The following is a 15,069-nucleotide window of genomic DNA, read 5'->3' as shown; positions in this document are numbered from 1 at the left end:
AACGAGTGTCCCTGATCGCTTCAGACCACTTCCGCATCGTTGTCGGCCTCGGCAAGAGCGGCATGTCCCTGGTTCGCTTCCTGGCGAACCGGGGCACGTCGTTTGCCGTGGCCGACACGCGGGAAAATCCACCGGAGCTGGTCACGCTGCGCCGTGACTACCCGCACGTGGAAGTGCGTTGTGGCGAGTTGGATGTCGAGTTTCTGTGCCGTGCCGATGAGCTTTACGTGAGCCCCGGCCTGGCGCTGGCGACACCGGCCCTGCAAGCGGCAGCGGCGCGTGGCGTGAAGCTGTCCGGCGATATCGATCTGTTTGCGCGTAACGCGAAGGCGCCGATCGTGGCCATCAGCGGCTCCAATGCCAAGAGCACCGTGACCACCCTGGTTGGCGAGATGGCGGTGGCTGCCGGCAAGCGCGTGGCCGTGGGCGGCAACCTTGGCACCCCGGCGCTGGACCTGCTCAGCGACGACGTCGAGCTGTATGTGATGGAGCTGTCGAGCTTCCAGCTGGAAACCACCCACGACCTGGGCGCCGAAGTGGCGACCGTGTTGAACGTGAGTGAGGACCATATGGACCGCTACAGCGGCCTGCCGGCGTATCACCTGGCCAAGCACCGGATCTTCCGGGGCGCCAAGCAGTTTGTGGTCAATCGCCAGGATGCGCTGAGCCGTCCACTGATAGGCGAAGGCATGCCGTGCTGGACCTTCGGCCTGGGCAAACCTGATTTCAAAGCCTTCGGCATTCGCGAAGAGAACGGCGAAAAATACCTGGCCTTCGAATTCCAGAATCTGATGCCGGTGCGTGAACTGAAAATCCGTGGCGCGCATAACCAGTCCAACGCCCTGGCAGCCTTGGCCCTCGGGCACGCGGTTGGCTTGCCGTTCGACGCCATGCTCTCGAGCCTGCGTACCTTCGGCGGCCTTGAGCATCGCTGCCAGTGGGTGCGCGATCTGAACGGCGTCAGCTATTACAACGACTCCAAGGCCACCAACGTCGGCGCTGCCCTGGCTGCCATCGAGGGCCTTGGCGCCGATATCGACGGCAAGCTGGTGCTGATCGCCGGTGGCGACGGCAAGGGTGCCGACTTCAAAGACCTCAAAGGCCCGGTGGCTGCACATTGCCGCGCCGTGGTGCTGATGGGCCGCGATGCCGATCTGATCGCCGCTGCCCTCGGCGACGGCGTGCCACAGGTGCGCGCAACGTCGCTGGACGACGCCATTGCCCAGTGCAAGGCCCTGGCCCAGCCAGGCGACGCCGTGCTGTTGTCGCCGGCGTGCGCGAGTTTCGACATGTTCAAGAACTACGAAGAGCGTGGCCAGTTGTTCGCCCGCGCCGTGGAGGGCTTGGCATGAATTTCAGAAATATCATCAAGCCTTATCCGTCGCCGATCATTACCGGGCGCGGCATCGACCTTGATTTCCCGATGCTCGCCGGTTGCCTGGCGCTGCTCGGCCTGGGCCTGGTGATGATCACCTCGGCGTCTTCCGAAGTGGCCGCCGTGCAGTCGGGCAACACCCTGTACATGATGATCCGTCACTTGGTGTACCTGGTGATCGGCCTCGGTGCCTGCATCGTGACCATGATGATCCCTATCGCCACCTGGCAGCGCCTGGGCTGGTTGATGCTGATTGGTGCGTTCGGCTTGCTGGTCATGGTGATCCTGCCCGGCATCGGCCGCGAGGTGAACGGTTCGATGCGCTGGATCGGCTTCGGTGCGTTCAACGTGCAGCCGTCGGAAATCGCCAAGGTGTTTGTGGTGATCTACCTCGCGGGCTACCTGGTGCGTCGCCAGAAAGAAGTGCGCGAAAGCTGGATGGGCTTCTTCAAGCCGTTCATCGTGCTGCTGCCGATGGCCGGGCTGTTGCTGATGGAGCCCGACTTCGGTGCCACGGTCGTGATGATGGGCGCGGCCGCGGCGATGCTGTTCCTCGGCGGCGTGGGTTTGTTCCGTTTCACCTTGATGGTGGTGCTGGCGGTGGCCGCCGTGACCATTCTGGTGCAGGCGCAACCTTACCGGATGGCGCGTCTGATTACCTTCACCGACCCCTGGTCCGATCAATTCGGTTCCGGCTACCAGCTGACCCAGGCGTTGATCGCCTTCGGTCGCGGCGAGTGGCTGGGCGTGGGCCTGGGCAACAGTGTGCAGAAGCAGTTCTACCTGCCGGAAGCGCACACCGACTTCGTGTTCTCGGTGCTCGCCGAAGAACTCGGCGTGGTGGGTTCGCTGTGCACGGTCGCGCTGTTCGTGTTCGTGTGTGTACGCGGCATGTACATCGGCTTGTGGGCCGAGAAGGCCAAACAGTATTTCGCTGCCTATGTGGCCTACGGCTTGTCGTTCCTGTGGATCGGCCAGTTCCTGATCAACATCGGTGTGAACGTCGGCCTGCTGCCGACCAAGGGCCTGACCTTGCCGTTCCTCAGCTACGGCGGCAGTTCGTTGGTGATTTGCTGCGCGTGCCTCGGCTTGTTGCTGCGTATCGAGTGGGAGAGTCGAACCCACCTGGGCAGCGAAGAGATGGAATTCAGCGAAAGCGATTTTGCCGAGGAGCCATCCCATGGGCGCTAACGTGCTGATCATGGCGGGCGGCACCGGGGGCCACGTGTTCCCGGCCCTGGCCTGTGCGCGCGAATTCCAGAACCGTGGCTACACCGTGCACTGGTTGGGAACGCCGCGCGGCATCGAAAACGAATTGGTGCCGAATGCCGGCTTGCCGCTGCATTTGATCAACGTCACCGGCCTGCGCGGCAAGGGCAAATTGTCCCTGCTCAAGGCGCCGTTCGTGTTGCTCAAGGCGGTGTGGCAGGCGCGTAAGGTGATTCGTGAATTGCAGCCAGTGTGCGTGCTCGGCTTTGGCGGTTATGTGACCGGCCCGGGTGGCGTTGCGGCGAAGCTCGCTGGCGTACCGGTGATCGTGCACGAGCAGAACGCCGTCGCCGGCACCGCCAATCGCCTGCTGGTGCCGTTGGCCGCGCGGGTGTGTGAAGCCTTCCCGAATACTTTCAGTGCCTCGGACAAGCGTCGCACCACCGGCAACCCGGTGCGCACCGAGCTGTTCATGGACATCGCGCGTCAGGCCTTGGCCGGGCGCAAGGTGCATCTGCTGATCCTGGGCGGAAGCCTGGGCGCCGAGCCGCTGAACAAATTGCTGCCTGAAGCCGTTGCGCAACTGCCTGTGGAATTGCGCCCGGAGATCTTTCACCAGGCCGGCAAGAACCACGATGAAGTGACCGCCGCGCGCTACCGCGAGGCTGGAGTCGAGGCGAATGTGCAGCCCTTCATCAAAGACATGGCCCATGCCTATGGCTGGGCCGACCTGGTGGTCTGTCGCGCTGGTGCGTTGACCGTCAGTGAACTGGCCGCCGCCGGTCTGCCGTCCTTGCTGGTGCCTTTGCCCCACGCCATCGACGATCACCAGACCCGCAACGCCGAATATTTGGCCGGGGAGGGCGCCGCCTTCCTGCTGCCGCAAAGAACGACTGGCGCCGCCGATCTGGCCGCACGCCTGACTGAGGTTTTGATGCAACCCGAACGACTCAACAGCATGGCGAGCACCGCAAGCCGCCTGGCCAAACCTGACGCAACCCGCACCGTGGTCGATATCTGCCTGGAGGTGGCCCATGGTTGAGAACCAGAAAGCCATGCCGCACCCGGAGATGCGCCGCATCCGTCGCATCCACTTCGTCGGTATCGGCGGCGTGGGCATGTGCGGGATTGCCGAAGTGTTGCTGAACCTGGGTTACCAGGTGTCCGGCTCCGACTTGAAAGAGTCGCCGGTCACCGATCGCCTGAAGTCGTTTGGCGCGCAGATCTTCATCGGCCACCGCGCCGAGAACGCCGCCGAGGCTGATGTGCTGGTAGTGTCCAGCGCTGTGAACACGTCCAACCCGGAAGTGGCCACCGCCCTCGAGCGCCGCATTCCCGTGGTGCCACGCGCCGAGATGCTGGCCGAGCTGATGCGCTATCGCCACGGCATTGCCGTTGCCGGTACGCACGGCAAAACCACCACCACCAGCCTGATCGCCTCGGTGTTCGCGGCCGGTGGCCTGGACCCGACCTTTGTGATCGGTGGCCGTCTGAATGCCGCGGGCACCAATGCCCAGCTCGGCACCAGCCGTTACCTGATCGCCGAAGCCGATGAAAGTGACGCGAGCTTCCTGCACCTGCAACCGCTGGTCGCCGTGGTCACCAACATCGACGAAGACCACATGGCGACCTACGACGGTGACTTCAACAAGTTGAAGAAAACCTTCGTCGAGTTCCTGCACAACCTGCCGTTCTACGGTTTGGCGGTGGTGTGCCTGGATGACCCGGTGGTGCGTGAAATCCTGCCGCTGGTCAAGCGTCCGACCGTGACCTACGGCTTCAGCGAAGACGCCGACGTGCGCGCGATCAATGTGCGCCAGGAAGGCATGCAAACCTTCTTCACCGTGCTGCGTCCTGACCGCGAGCCGCTGGATGTATCGGTGAACATGCCGGGCAACCACAACGTCCTCAACTCGCTGGCGACCATCTGCATCGCCTCCGACGAAGGCGTCAGCGATGAGGCCATCGTCGAAGGCCTGTCGCGCTTTGCCGGTGTCGGCCGTCGCTTCCAGGTCTACGGCCAACTGCCGGTAGAGGGCGGTGACGTGATGCTGGTGGACGACTACGGGCACCACCCGACTGAAGTCGCCGCCGTGATCAAAGCCGTGCGCGGTGGCTGGCCGGAGCGCCGCCTGGTGATGGTTTACCAGCCGCACCGCTACAGCCGCACCCGCGATCTGTACGACGATTTCGTCAATGTATTGGCCGATGCCAACGTGCTGCTGCTGATGGAAGTCTACCCGGCCGGTGAAGAACCGATCCCGGGCGCCGACAGCCGCAAGCTGTGCAACAGCATCCGCCAGCGTGGCCAGCTCGACCCGATCTACATCGAACGTGGCGTGGACCTGGCGCCTATCGTCAAGCCGCTGCTGCGTGCCGGCGACATCCTGCTGTGCCAGGGCGCCGGTGACATTGGCGGCCTTGCACCCAAATTGCTCGCGAGCCCGCTCTTCGCAGCCGTACAGGGGAAGTCGAAATGACCACGAATTACGACGCCCTGTTTTCCACCATTACGCCTGCCGACTTCGGCCGCGTGGCGGTGTTGTTCGGCGGCAAAAGCGCTGAGCGCGAAGTGTCGCTCAAGTCCGGCAATGCCGTGCTCGAAGCCCTGCAAAGCGCCGGCGTGAACGCGTTCGGTATCGACGTGGGCGATGATTTCCTCGCCCGTCTGCAAGCTGAAAAGATCGATCGCGCCTTCATCATTTTGCACGGCCGTGGCGGTGAAGACGGCAGCATGCAAGGCCTGCTCGAGTGCGCCGGCATCCCTTACACCGGCAGCGGCATTCTCGCGTCGGCACTGGCGATGGACAAGCTGCGCACCAAGCAGGTGTGGCACAGCCTGGGTATTCCAACCCCGCGTCACAGCGTGTTGTGCAGCGAAGACGATTGTATTTCTGCGGCCAAGGAACTGGGCCTGCCTTTGATCGTCAAACCAGCCCATGAAGGCTCCAGTATCGGCATGGCCAAAGTGAACTCGGCCGCCGAATTGATCGACGCATGGAAAGCGGCAAGTACCTACGATTCGCAAGTGTTGGTGGAACAGTGGATCCAGGGTCCCGAGTACACCATCGCCACCCTGCGTGGCCAGGTATTGCCGCCTATCGCATTGGGCACGCCCCACACCTTTTACGACTACGACGCTAAGTACGTGGCCTCCGATACCCAGTACCGGATCCCGTGCGGCCTCGACGCAACCAAGGAACAGGAATTGATGGACCTCACGGCGAAAGCCTGTGAGGCGCTGGGTATCGCCGGTTGGGCGCGGGCAGACGTGATGCAGGATGACCAAGGGAATTTCTGGTTCCTTGAAGTCAACACCGCACCGGGCATGACCGATCACAGCCTCGTACCTATGGCAGCCCGTGCAGCAGGTTTGGATTTCCAGCAGTTGGTGCTGGCAATTCTCGCCGACAGCATTGAGCCAAGAGGCTAAGGACATGAAAGGCGCATCGCTTCGTCATCAGCCCCCACCAGCACCGAGCCGCAAGCCGGTGCCACGGGGTGCCAGCCGAATGGTGGCTAAAGAGCCGATGTCGGCGCGCCTGCCGAAAGCCAATTTTGGTTTTATCAAGGCGCTGTTCTGGCCGGTGCTGCTGGTGGTGTTGGGTTTCGGCACTTACGAGGGCGCGCAGCGTCTACTGCCGTACGCCGACCGGCCGATCACCAAGATCAGCGTGCAGGGCGACTTGAGCTACATCAGCCAGCAAGCGGTGCAGCAGCGTATCAGCCCGTTCCTGGCGTCGAGTTTCTTCACCATCGACCTGGCCGGTATGCGCGCAGAGCTGGAACAGATGCCGTGGATCGCCCACGCCGAAGTCCGCCGTGTATGGCCGGACCAGGTGACGATCCGCCTGGAAGAGCAACTGCCCGTGGCCCGTTGGGGTGATGAGGCGCTGTTGAACAACCAGGGTCAGGCGTTTACCCCGCGTGAGCTGGCGAACTATGAGCACCTGCCGCAGCTGTTCGGGCCGCAGCGGGCGCAGCAGCAAGTGATGCAGCAGTACCAGGCCTTGAGCCAGATGCTGCGGCCACTGGGCTTCTCCATTGCACGCCTGGAACTGCGTGAACGGGGCAGCTGGTTTTTGACGACCGGGGCAGGCAGTTCCGGCCCGGGCATCCAGTTGTTGCTGGGACGCGACCGCTTGGTGGAAAAGATGCGCCGTTTCATTGCCATCTATGACAAGACCTTGAAAGAACAGATTACGAACATTGCGAGCGTCGACCTGCGTTACGCCAACGGCCTTGCCGTCGGCTGGCGTGAACCGGCTGCGCCCACGGCAGCGCAACCCGCTGTCGCGAAGAATTAAGAAGAGGCAGGACCCATGGCAAACGTGCAAAGCGGCAAAATGATCGTCGGTCTCGATATCGGCACCTCCAAGGTGGTGGCGCTGGTGGGCGAGGTCGGGGAAGACGGCACGATCGAAATCGTCGGTATTGGCACGCATCCGTCCCGGGGCCTGAAGAAGGGCGTGGTGGTGAACATCGAGTCCACCGTGCAATCGATCCAGCGCGCCATCGAAGAAGCGCAGCTGATGGCCGGTTGCCGGATCCACTCGGCGTTCGTTGGCGTGGCGGGCAACCATATCCGCAGCCTGAACTCCCACGGCATCGTGGCGATCCGCGACCGTGAAGTCAGCTCGGCTGACCTTGAGCGCGTACTCGACGCGGCCCAGGCCGTGGCGATTCCGGCTGACCAGCGCGTACTGCACACCCTGCCGCAGGACTACGTGATCGACAACCAGGAAGGCGTTCGCGAGCCCCTGGGCATGTCCGGCGTACGTCTGGAAGCCAAGGTCCACGTGGTGACCTGCGCCGTCAACGCCGCACAGAACATTGAAAAATGCGTGCGCCGCTGCGGCCTGGAAATCGACGACATCATTCTCGAGCAACTGGCCTCGGCCTACTCGGTACTGACTGACGACGAAAAAGAACTCGGCGTGTGCCTGGTCGACATCGGCGGCGGCACCACCGACATCGCGATCTTCACCGAGGGTGCGATCCGCCACACCGCGGTGATCCCGATTGCCGGCGACCAGGTCACCAACGACATCGCCATGGCGCTGCGTACACCGACCCAGTACGCCGAAGAAATCAAGATTCGCTACGCCTGCGCCCTGGCCAAGCTGGCCGGTGCCGGTGAGACCATCAAGGTGCCAAGCGTCGGCGACCGCCCACCGCGCGAACTGTCGCGCCAGGCCCTGGCTGAAGTGGTCGAGCCGCGTTACGACGAGCTGTTCACCCTGATCCAGGCTGAGCTGCGCCGCAGCGGCTACGAAGATTTGATCCCGGCCGGCATCGTGCTGACCGGTGGCACCTCGAAGATGGAAGGCGCGGTCGAACTGGCCGAGGAAATCTTCCACATGCCAGTCCGCCTGGGCGTGCCTCACGGCGTCAAGGGCCTGGGCGACGTAGTGCGCAACCCGATTTATTCCACTGGCGTGGGCTTGCTGTTGTACGGGCTGCAAAAGCAGACCGATGGCATTTCCCTGTCGGGCCCGAGCAACCGTGACAGCTACCGCAGCGACGACGAGGCCAAAGCGCCGTTGTTCGAGCGGTTGCAGGCTTGGGTCAAAGGCAATTTCTAAAGATTTACCGCAGCACCGTCTCACCGTTGTAGAAGCATGCAGTAGGCGAAAAAACTAGAGATAACGAAAGGAGAGGGAACATGTTCGAACTCGTAGACAACATCCCCGCAAGCCCGGTCATCAAAGTGATCGGTGTCGGCGGTGGCGGCGGCAACGCTGTCAACCATATGGTCAAGAGCAACATTGAAGGCGTTGAATTCATCTGCGCCAACACTGATGCCCAGGCGCTGAAAAGCATCGGCGCGCGGACCATCCTGCAATTGGGCACAGCGGTGACCAAGGGCCTCGGCGCTGGCGCCAATCCGGAAGTCGGCCGTCAAGCCGCACTCGAAGACCGCGAGCGCATTGCTGAAGTGCTGCAAGGCACCAACATGGTGTTCATCACCACTGGCATGGGCGGCGGTACCGGTACCGGTGCAGCCCCGATCATTGCCGAAGTGGCCAAGGAAATGGGCATTCTGACGGTTGCTGTCGTGACGCGTCCGTTCCCGTTCGAAGGCCGCAAGCGCATGCAGATCGCTGACGAAGGCATCCGTCTGCTGTCTGAAAGCGTTGACTCGTTGATCACCATCCCCAACGAGAAGCTGCTGACCATTCTGGGCAAGGACGCAAGCCTGCTGTCCGCGTTCGCCAAGGCTGACGATGTACTGGCCGGTGCCGTTCGCGGTATCTCCGACATCATCAAGCGTCCAGGCATGATCAACGTCGACTTTGCCGACGTACGCACTGTCATGAGCGAAATGGGCATGGCGATGATGGGCACTGGCTGCGCCAGCGGTCCTAACCGTGCACGTGAAGCCACCGAAGCGGCGATCCGCAACCCATTGCTGGAAGACGTGAACCTGCAAGGCGCACGCGGCATCCTGGTGAACATCACCGCCGGTCCTGACCTGTCCCTGGGTGAGTACTCCGACGTGGGTAGCATCATCGAAGCCTTCGCTTCCGAGCACGCGATGGTCAAAGTCGGTACCGTTATCGACCCGGACATGCGCGATGAACTGCACGTGACCGTCGTCGCGACCGGCCTGGGCGCAAAAATCGAGAAGCCTGTGAAGGTCATCGACAACACCCTGCACAACAGCCAAGCCAGCCACGCCAGCCAATCGGCTGCTGCTCCAGCGCCTTCGCGCCAGGAACTGCCGTCGGTGAACTACCGTGACCTGGACCGTCCGACCGTGATGCGCAACCAGGCTCAGGCCGGTGCTGCGGCGTCCCGTAGCCCGAATCCGCAAGATGATCTGGACTACCTGGACATCCCGGCATTCCTGCGTCGTCAGGCCGATTAATGGAATGTATCAGGGCTATGAAGGTGATTGGTGTTCAGCAAAGGTCTGGTCTGCTATTATCGCCAGCCTTTGTTGATACCAGTTCGCAATTTGCGCTGAAGCGGTCCAAGCCATGATTAAACAACGCACCCTGAAGAATATTATTCGTGCCACAGGTGTAGGTCTGCACTCCGGGGAGAAGGTATACCTGACCCTCAAGCCTGCACCTGTCGACACCGGCATCGTGTTTGTGCGTGCCGACCTGGACCCTGTGGTGCAGATTCCTGCTCGCGCGGAAAACGTTGGCGAAACCACTATGTCGACCACATTGGTCAACGGTGACGTCAAAGTGGACACGGTGGAGCACTTGCTCTCGGCCATGGCTGGCCTGGGCATCGATAACGCCTACGTCGAGCTCTCCGCGTCCGAAGTCCCGATCATGGATGGCAGCGCTGGACCCTTCGTATTCTTGATTCAATCTGCCGGCCTGGAAGAACAGGACGCAGCCAAGAAGTTCATTCGCATTCTGCGGGAAGTGACAGTAGAAGACGGCGACAAGCGCGCCACCTTCGTCCCGTTCGAAGGCTTTAAAGTGAGCTTTGAGATCGATTTCGATCACCCGGTATTCCGTGACCGTACCCAAAGTGCAAGCGTGGATTTTTCCAGCACTTCGTTCGTAAAAGAAGTCAGCCGCGCCCGTACCTTTGGTTTCATGAGTGACATCGAGTACCTGCGCAAGCACAACCTCGCACTCGGCGGCAGCGTTGAAAACGCCATCGTGGTCGACGCGGATGGTGTACTGAACGAAGACGGCCTTCGCTATGAAGACGAATTCGTGAAGCACAAGATCCTCGATGCAATCGGTGACCTCTACCTGCTGGGCAATAGCCTGATAGGCGAGTTCAAAGGCTTCAAGTCGGGCCACGCCCTTAACAACCAGCTGCTGCGCAAGTTGATTGAGCAGACGGATGCTTGGGAAGTCGTGACCTTCGAAGACGCCAGCACCGCACCGATCTCTTACATGCGTCCCGTTGCGGCGGTGTAAGTAACAACTCTCTTTCTTTAGTTTTGAAAGGCCACCTCAGGGTGGCCTTTTTTTTGCGTGACTATTTGTGTTGAAACTTCCCGTAAACCCTGAGTGATTTATTTGTAGGAACGGTTACTTCGTCGAGTACCACAACAAGTATGCAGCAACGTGGAATTATCCAAACTACTTGTATGAGGATTTACTTATGAATAATTTTCCTGCGGTCTCAGCCTATCGTGCTCCTGCCCCCCAACAGCAGAACACTCCAGGTAATAACGAGCAACAACAAACCGCGAACAGCAACCAGGCGCAACGTCCCTTATTTGCGCCTCATACGGTCAAGGCCTTTGGAGGCGAGGCGCGGTTCCAGCCCGTCCCGACGCTCACGTTTACACCCAGGGCCTATGCAAGCCTTCAAGGCAGTATTTCTCCCATCCCCGGTGTACTTAGTATCAATGCGCGTAAGAGCGTACAGCTCGACCCTGTGATCAGGATAAGCCCGACGAATACGGGCGGTTTGAATGTGAGTTTTACACCCAGGTTTCAATTGGAACTGACCGGCAGTGTCAGCGCTGGTCTTACCGATATTCTGGGAACGAAACTGGGCGTCAACGGTGGTGGGGGCGTCAGTAAGCGGCTTAACTTCAGTGCTGCGGAATTTAACTTCAACGTGGAGCCGAAGGGTACGGTTAAGTTAGGTGCCAACTTTAATCCTGCTATCGGAACTCAACAGTCATTAAGTGTTAATGGCGGAGTTGGCTTGGGCGTTCCGGGCGTCGGTGTTGGCGTAAATCAAGCATTTACGCAGACTACTAGCCAAGAAGTAAAAGTGGGTGGCCCTTCTGCTGAGTTGGTACTGTCCGCCGGCGGTAGACCCCAAGTCACTACAAATTTCGACAGGAGTATTACCATTACAAACAACTACACATTTTCTCCCCGCACAAGCGTTAACGGTTTTGTTCAGGCAGGCCCTTTGCGCGCAGGCGCGGACGTCGGGGGTGGGCCGACATTTACAGTGCAGCACAGACTGACGTTGAACACTGACTTGAGCAAAAACATTCCGCCAAAGAATGAGTTTTCAACGACCATGGGGGCTAGTGCGGATGCAAACTTCTATATCAGGGCGTCTCTGCTCCCGCCTGAATGGCCGGTGAGCCTCACCGCTGAGGTCGGTTTCAACCCGAGGGGCACGGTCACGGGCGGAGGGAGTTACACGATTTAAATGCTGACGAGTAAATTCCATGGTGGATCCGAGGCGTTCTATTCGCGTGCGTCATATCCACCATGAACCTTTCTGCTCAGGAAAGGGCGGCAGCATCCACAATCCGGTTACGACCGGTGTGCTTGGCCTCATACAACGCCTGGTCCGCACTGAGCAACAGCGCTTCCAGCGACATGCGGCTGCGCTTGTCCCAACTGCTCAAACCGATGCTTACGGTAATCGGCCGCTCATCCCCCTCCACCCGAGGCAAATGCTCGATACTGCTGCGAATATGTTCGGCGATCACCCAGGCGCCCTTCGCATCGGTGTGCGACAGCACCACCGCAAACTCCTCCCCGCCATAACGTGCCGCCAAGTCAGCCGGGCGGCGGATATTGGTGCCGATCACTTGGGCAACGTTGCGCAACGCTTCGTCGCCACCATGGTGGCCGTGACGGTCGTTGAACGCCTTGAAGTGGTCCACGTCGATCATCAGCAGCGTCAGCGGGTCGGCGGAGCGTTGACTGCGGTCCCATTCCAGGCGCAGGCGTTCGTCCAGCACGCGGCGGTTGGCCAGGCCGGTCAGGGCGTCGGTCGCTGCCAGTTCTGACAGTATGCGTTCGGTGCGATAGCGCCGGCGTAGTTCGCGGCGCAGCAGCCAGCTCAGCCATAACAAGCCGATACACAGAATGCCCGTAGCGCCACTGGTCAGCAGCGCAGCGCGTTCCCAGGCGGCGAACACATCGTCGGCAGCCAGGGCGACCACCACAATCAGCGGCAGGTCACCGACGTTGCTGAAGGTGTAGAGCCGCTCTTTACCGCTGATGGCAGAGATCGCCCGGAAGCTGCCTTCGCCCTCGCGCAGCATGCGTTTGAAGTTTGGGCGCTCGCTCAGGTCTTTGTCGATCATGTCGCGCTCCAGCAACGGTTGCTGGGCCAGGAGTATTCCTTGGTTGTTCAACAGATTGACGCTGCTGCCGTTGCCGATGGTGAGGCGGTTGAACAACTGATCGAAGTACGCCAGGCGCATGGTTGCCACCGCCACGCCGGCAAACTCGCCATTGGGCCCCGACACCCGGCGACTGAATGCAATGCGCCACACCTGATCGCAGGCGCAGTGGATTTTGAAGGGGCGGCTGATAAACAGCCCGGCCTGGGCATTACGTTGGTGAGCCTGGAAATAATCGCGGTTGGCGAAATTGCGCGGTGTCGGCCACAGCGTCGATGAGTCGGCGATCACCGCGCCGTCGGCATCCAACAATAAAACTTCGCCTTTGAAGGGTGCCGCTGTGGATTGATCAAATTGCACCAGATGCTGGATGTCAGGGGAGACCTGGCCCAGGTCCTTGCGCGTGGTGGCGGCGATCAGGCCCTGCAGGGCCAGGTCGTAGAGCTCGACGTTGCGCAGCACATCGGCATTGATCAGTTGCGTGATGTTAGTGGTTGAGCGCTGCGCCGCCTGCAGGGTGCTGGCGTGTTCACGAATCAACAACGCCGCGACGATGACCACGATCAGCGTGACAGTCAGCACACTGCCCAGGATCAGTAGAAGCTCCGGGCGTGCCGGCGGGGTATGAACGCGGGGTCGACTCATCGCGCAGACTTCAGCAGGGAAGATGCTGGCAGTTTAGTTCTGCGCGATGAAAATTAAATCACTGGTTCAAAAGAAACATCCACGCTTCAGAACACGTTGATTGGGTAGTCGACAATCACGCGGTATTCATCCACGTCCCGGTCCACTGCCGAATAACCGTTACTGCCGCGGTTGGTCGCCCACTGCAGGCGCACAGCCAAGTCCTTGGCCTTGCCGCCCTGCACCACGTAATTAAGGTCGATGTCGCGCTCCCAGTGCTTGGCGTCCTTGCCGTCGGCGCTGTACCAGGCACTGTAGCCACGGCTTTGCGGGTCGACCTTGGTCAGGTCGGTCTTGCCGCTGATGTAGGACACCGCCGAGGTCAGGCCGGGCAAGCCAAGGCCACCGAAGTTATAGGCGTATTTGAGCTTCCACGAACGCTCGTTGGGCCCGTTGAAGTCCGAGTATTGCTGGGAGTTGTCCAGGTACACGCTGTCACCCTGGGCGATGTAGTCAAACGGCGTGTTGCCGTTGACCCGCTGATAGGTGGCGGTGACGCTGTGATGGCCGGCGTTCACGGTGAAGTGCAGGCTGTAGGTGTTGTTGTCGATATCGCCGAGCAGCGACTGGCCGGTGTCCTGGGTGTGGTAGTAGTGCAGGCCCGGGTTGAGGCTGACCATCTCGTTGAGCGCGTAGGTGTAGTCCAGGTCGTAGTAGTACTGGTGCCACACGTCCTTGAGTTCGGAGGCGTACAGGTTGCTGGTCACGCCGGGGATGCCGCTGAACGACACGCCGGCCCAGTTCATGTGCTGTGGGTCGGTGTTGTTCGGCAAGGCGCCGTAGCTGGTGCCGATGCGCCGGTGGCCGCTCTGGTTATAGAGCTTGGTGAAGCTGGCCTGGCCGCCTTCGAGCATCCAGCCGTCGAAGCTGTGGTTGGTCAGGCTCACGCCACGAAAGGTCTGCGGCAGCATGCGGGTCATGCCGCCGGCAATCACCGGGTTGTTGAGAAACAGGTCACCGGCTTTGAGCTCGGTGTCGAAGGCGCGCATTTTCAAGGTGCCGCCGGCGGTAGAGAAAGAGCCCGGCGCCTTGCCGTTGCCGCTGCCGTACGGAAGGATGCTGGAGCCGTCGGTGCCGCCACCGCCGTCGAGCTTGAGGCCGAGCATGGCGTGGGCGTCCAGGCCGAAGCCGACAGGGCCTTGGGTGTAGCCGGATTCGAAGGTGCCGATAAAACCCTGGCCCCATTCTTTGCTGTCATCGGTGTGGATGTCGCGGCGGTCGCGGTTCATGTAGTAGTTGCGGGTTTTGATGTTGAGGTGGGAGCCTTCGACGAAACCGTCGGCGGGGGTAGTGTCTGCCGCGTGGGCAAGGGGGACGATCGTTGCTGCTATCGCGAGGAATAACGGGGTGAACGTCAGCGAGTTCTTCACCGGTGGAGCTCCTTTGGTCAATCGAAAACGGCCAATGTCGTGGGGGTGCCTGGCCTTTTTTTATGGCAAAAAAAAGCCGCTGAAGTCAGCGGCTTTAAGACAGATTCCCAGTGTAGAGCCCTGGAAATAAGTCGAGGGAAATTCGGGTGAGCGGGAAGCTGTCTTTGCCGTCGCGCTCATCGGTGCGTCAAATTAGCGCACGTGAGCGGTGGGGTACAGAGTGTAACAAGATAATGACTGTTGCCCAAATCGCAACAGTCTTTGGGGGTGGGTGGTGTACATATCCGTTGCTGCGGTAACGGCCGCTTATGGTTCCGCTCTTACAGCGGCTCACTTTTTGAGGGACCAAAAAGTAAGCAAAAAGTCCTCGCCCCAACACTCGGCACCTCGCCTAGGCTCGGTGT

At 60.7% G+C, this 15,069-nt stretch carries 12 protein-coding genes; 10 read left to right on the top strand and 2 right to left on the bottom strand.

Features of this window, described 5'->3' with window-relative positions:
• Nucleotides 1-5 precede the first annotated feature (5 nt).
• The 10 genes from murD to WBR57_RS24210 all read left to right on the top strand — a co-directional run bounded on the left by murD (nt 6) and on the right by WBR57_RS24210 (nt 11,683).
• The gene (gene murD, locus WBR57_RS24255) at nt 6-1,352 is read left to right on the top strand and encodes a UDP-N-acetylmuramoyl-L-alanine--D-glutamate ligase (RefSeq protein ID WP_424087345.1); all 1,347 of its coding nucleotides are present in this window, start codon (nt 6-8) and stop codon (nt 1,350-1,352) included.
• Nucleotides 1,349-2,566, top strand: coding sequence for a putative lipid II flippase FtsW (gene ftsW / locus WBR57_RS24250; protein WP_424087343.1), 1,218 nt, complete (start codon nt 1,349-1,351; stop codon nt 2,564-2,566). Before murD ends, ftsW begins: the two co-directional genes overlap by 4 nt.
• Nucleotides 2,556-3,626, top strand: coding sequence for an undecaprenyldiphospho-muramoylpentapeptide beta-N-acetylglucosaminyltransferase (murG, locus tag WBR57_RS24245; RefSeq protein WP_424087341.1), 1,071 nt, complete (start codon nt 2,556-2,558; stop codon nt 3,624-3,626). The genes ftsW and murG overlap by 11 nt, the downstream gene beginning before the upstream one ends.
• The gene (gene murC / locus WBR57_RS24240; RefSeq protein ID WP_122541400.1) at nt 3,619-5,064 is read left to right on the top strand and encodes a UDP-N-acetylmuramate--L-alanine ligase; all 1,446 of its coding nucleotides are present in this window, start codon (nt 3,619-3,621) and stop codon (nt 5,062-5,064) included. Before murG ends, murC begins: the two co-directional genes overlap by 8 nt.
• Nucleotides 5,061-6,017: a D-alanine--D-alanine ligase gene (locus WBR57_RS24235; RefSeq protein ID WP_145166181.1), complete on the top strand. Its 957-nt coding sequence runs from the start codon at nt 5,061-5,063 to the stop codon at nt 6,015-6,017. The genes murC and WBR57_RS24235 overlap by 4 nt, the downstream gene beginning before the upstream one ends.
• Before the next feature lie 4 nt (nt 6,018-6,021).
• The gene (locus WBR57_RS24230) at nt 6,022-6,891 is read left to right on the top strand and encodes a cell division protein FtsQ/DivIB (RefSeq protein WP_424087339.1); all 870 of its coding nucleotides are present in this window, start codon (nt 6,022-6,024) and stop codon (nt 6,889-6,891) included.
• 15 nt (nt 6,892-6,906) lie between these two features.
• Nucleotides 6,907-8,169, top strand: coding sequence for a cell division protein FtsA (gene ftsA, locus WBR57_RS24225; RefSeq protein WP_025855584.1), 1,263 nt, complete (start codon nt 6,907-6,909; stop codon nt 8,167-8,169).
• Between the two features lie 80 nt (nt 8,170-8,249).
• Entirely contained in the window at nt 8,250-9,455 is a 1,206-nt protein-coding gene (gene ftsZ / locus WBR57_RS24220) for a cell division protein FtsZ (RefSeq protein ID WP_012722300.1), read from the top strand.
• Between the two features lie 112 nt (nt 9,456-9,567).
• The gene (gene lpxC, locus WBR57_RS24215) at nt 9,568-10,479 is read left to right on the top strand and encodes a UDP-3-O-acyl-N-acetylglucosamine deacetylase (RefSeq protein WP_003171886.1); all 912 of its coding nucleotides are present in this window, start codon (nt 9,568-9,570) and stop codon (nt 10,477-10,479) included.
• A gap of 187 nt (nt 10,480-10,666) precedes the next feature.
• Complete coding sequence (locus WBR57_RS24210; protein WP_424087335.1) at nt 10,667-11,683, top strand: hypothetical protein; 1,017 nt, start codon at nt 10,667-10,669, stop codon at nt 11,681-11,683.
• Between the two features lie 76 nt (nt 11,684-11,759).
• Here WBR57_RS24210 and WBR57_RS24205 read toward each other — a convergent pair whose 3' ends face one another.
• Both WBR57_RS24205 and WBR57_RS24200 read right to left on the bottom strand, forming a co-directional pair.
• A complete protein-coding gene (locus WBR57_RS24205; protein WP_424087333.1) occupies nt 11,760-13,256 on the bottom strand; it encodes a sensor domain-containing diguanylate cyclase in 1,497 nt (498 codons plus the stop codon).
• A gap of 86 nt (nt 13,257-13,342) precedes the next feature.
• Complete coding sequence (locus WBR57_RS24200; protein ID WP_424087331.1) at nt 13,343-14,665, bottom strand: OprD family porin; 1,323 nt, start codon at nt 14,663-14,665, stop codon at nt 13,343-13,345.
• Between the last annotated feature and the right edge of the window lie 404 nt (nt 14,666-15,069).

This window comes from Pseudomonas sp. (assembly GCF_049590575.1).
In the GTDB taxonomy this organism is placed as follows: domain Bacteria; phylum Pseudomonadota; class Gammaproteobacteria; order Pseudomonadales; family Pseudomonadaceae; genus Aquipseudomonas.
The sequence above is the reverse complement of the archived record's forward strand: the minus strand, read 5'-3'. Positions and strand labels throughout refer to the sequence as shown.

Excerpts from the sequence above, each read along its gene's own strand:
- WBR57_RS24235 (WP_145166181.1), top strand. The coding sequence starts at position 5,061 with ATGACCACGAATTACGACGCCCTGTTTTCCACCATTACGCCTGCCGAC.
- WBR57_RS24205 (WP_424087333.1), bottom strand. The coding sequence starts at position 13,256 with ATGAGTCGACCCCGCGTTCATACCCCGCCGGCACGCCCGGAGCTTCTA.
- murG (WP_424087341.1), top strand. The coding sequence starts at position 2,556 with ATGGGCGCTAACGTGCTGATCATGGCGGGCGGCACCGGGGGCCACGTG.
- WBR57_RS24210 (WP_424087335.1), top strand. The coding sequence starts at position 10,667 with ATGAATAATTTTCCTGCGGTCTCAGCCTATCGTGCTCCTGCCCCCCAA.
- lpxC (WP_003171886.1), top strand. The coding sequence starts at position 9,568 with ATGATTAAACAACGCACCCTGAAGAATATTATTCGTGCCACAGGTGTA.
- WBR57_RS24230 (WP_424087339.1), top strand. The coding sequence starts at position 6,022 with ATGAAAGGCGCATCGCTTCGTCATCAGCCCCCACCAGCACCGAGCCGC.
- ftsZ (WP_012722300.1), top strand. The coding sequence starts at position 8,250 with ATGTTCGAACTCGTAGACAACATCCCCGCAAGCCCGGTCATCAAAGTG.
- ftsA (WP_025855584.1), top strand. The coding sequence starts at position 6,907 with ATGGCAAACGTGCAAAGCGGCAAAATGATCGTCGGTCTCGATATCGGC.
- ftsW (WP_424087343.1), top strand. The coding sequence starts at position 1,349 with ATGAATTTCAGAAATATCATCAAGCCTTATCCGTCGCCGATCATTACC.
- murC (WP_122541400.1), top strand. The coding sequence starts at position 3,619 with ATGGTTGAGAACCAGAAAGCCATGCCGCACCCGGAGATGCGCCGCATC.